Source organism: Anaerobacillus alkaliphilus (assembly GCF_004116265.1).
Taxonomy (GTDB): domain Bacteria; phylum Bacillota; class Bacilli; order Bacillales; family Anaerobacillaceae; genus Anaerobacillus; species Anaerobacillus alkaliphilus.
Map to the genome: position 1 here is coordinate 1 of NZ_QOUX01000028.1, position 2343 is coordinate 2343.

Genomic DNA, 2343 nt, shown 5'->3' on the forward strand with positions numbered 1-2343 from the left:
AACGTCTTTGGACGTAGCAACATAGGTGGTTACATTGCTGCATATATCGGGTTACAGTCCAAACTGAGTGGTTTATGAGCGGAACTGGTACATTTACAGTCCAAATTGAACAATTTACAGTCCAAACCTCAAAAAGAGCCAAAGGCGACAACAAATCAATCCCTCTTTTGAATAAAAAACATAGTTGCCTATATAAAACGTCTTTGGACGTAGCAACATAGGAGGTTACATTGCTGCAAATATCGGGTTACAGTCCAACTTGAGTGGTATATGAGCGGAACTGGTACATTTACAGTCCAAATTGAACAATTTACAGTCCAAACTAGATCATTTACAGTCCAAACCTCAAAAAGAGCCAAAGGCGACAACAAATCTAACCCTCTTTTGAATAAAAAACATAGTTACCTATTTAAAATGTGTTTGGACGTAGTAACATGGGAGGTTACATTACTGCAGCTCTCAGTTTACAGTCCAACTTGAGTGGTATATGAGCGGAACTGGTACATTTACAGTCCAAATTGAACAATTTACAGTCCAAACTAGACCATTTACAGTCCAAACCTCAAAAAGAGCCAAAGGCGACAACAAATTTATCCCTCATTTGAATAAAAAACACAGATACCTATAAAAAACGTCTTTGGACGTAGCAAAATGGTACGTTACATTGCTGTAAATACCAATTTACAGTCCAAACTGACTAGTTTATGAGCGAACCTGGCACGTATACAGTCCAAACTAAGCTGTTTACAGTCCAAACCGACTGCTTTATTAGCGGAACCCCGCAAACTACCAAATACTACCACCCAATAACACCTAACCAACCTGCTATAATCACTATTGGAGGTTGTTATGAAAAAATACAGTACATACATCATCATTTTTTTACTACTAGTCATCAGCTACCAATTCGTAACAGGTAAAACTCAGCAAACTCAACTTGATCAGCTACAATCCGATAAGCACAGAGATATTACCTACCTTATCTATAACGACTACTGGCGTACGCGTGAGTTAGATATGGCTGTTGCAGAAGCTCTACTCGCGACAACTCAGGAAGACCGTAAAAAAGCACTTTTACTCGCACAAAATTCAACAAAACAAGCTAGTCCAACGACGAGCTCAAGTATCTATTTTCAAATTTTTCAAGAGAGCTACCCGATGGAGAAGTTTTGGCGTGATAGTAGCAGTTACTTAACTTTTTTAGTTGAAAAAAATACAGGTGAATTTAGCCCGCACCAGATAGAGCAGCTGACGGAAATTCGTGAGCGAGCTAATCTTATCTCAGAATTGATGCGTGAGCTAAGGGTGAGTACCGAGTTCGTCCAATACCAACTTGAGCCCCGCGAAATCAGTGCCTATCTAGGTGAAAAAAGCCTACCTTTAAGCGGACTCCAAGAAATTGGCAAAGAAGACAAGCAGTTTCAAAATTACCTTTGGGCGAGAAAAGGTTATCCAGAGCCGAGTAACCTCCTTTTTCAAGATGAGCCCTGGCTTGGGCAGGATCAGCTTAGCGCTAAAGCAAAGGCTTTTATGGGTGATCTCTGGGGTCATGAAGAGCAATCCAACGTGACAGGTGCTGGTGGTAGCTACACCCACTTAATTGGCGAAACGAGACAGTTTTCACCAACTAGTGCTAACAAAAGCACATCCTCATTTGCAGTCAATGTCAGTGTCCACGGTGGCCATATTATAAGTGTGACTACTTATGACTATGCTCCAGATACATTTGATCATGCGTATGGAGAGATGACTTCAGAAGAGGTTCAAGCATTTGCCCAAAAAATGATCAACCAATGGGGCGTTGTGCCACTGGAACTAGCCGAGGAAGATAGAGGAGAAGAACTTACTAGACTTGTCTATGCCCCGATCGAAGGCGAGGCACTCAACCATCAGAAACCCGTCATTATTAGGATTAACCACGTAATTGGTCGTCTCGTTAGCTTCGACGCGAGTTTGTACTATCTCGGCGATCAAAAAACAGTTGCGAATGAAATTAGGCTAGACCCACCAACTGCGGCCACGTACCTACCTAAACTAGTTACCAAATCAGCAGAAGCAAAGCTGGAAATCACCGCTGGAAAATCACGAGGTAGCCAGTACGTCTACACAATTCCAGTCGTTGGCCTACCGCGCGTAGTTGCGATCCAAGTAAATGCGGAGCATGGGAAGCTTGAAGGGATCGTTTTTGAATAAGGCTCTTTTCGTAAACATTGTGTCTTTTCTATCCTAAAATTATCGGAAAAATACCCTAGATGAAGATATCAGCCAATAAATTATGTAAGAAAAGAGCATTACTTACTAAATTAGTGGTGAATTCTTAGTAATTTGTGTAAAAATCCGGCT

At 41.3% G+C, this 2343-nt stretch carries 1 protein-coding gene; it reads left to right on the forward strand.

Going from position 1 to position 2343, the window contains the following annotated elements:
- Positions 1–849: 849 nt before the first annotated feature.
- Positions 850–2193 carry a hypothetical protein gene (locus DS745_RS08450; RefSeq protein WP_129077842.1) on the forward strand — a complete coding sequence of 448 codons (1344 nt, stop codon included), beginning with the start codon at positions 850–852 and terminating at the stop codon, positions 2191–2193.
- The last annotated feature ends 150 nt before the right edge of the window (positions 2194–2343 follow it).

Bases quoted from the DNA above. Each gene is read 5' to 3' on its own strand.
- DS745_RS08450 (WP_129077842.1), top strand. From the start codon at position 850: ATGAAAAAATACAGTACATACATCATCATTTTTTTACTACTAGTCATC.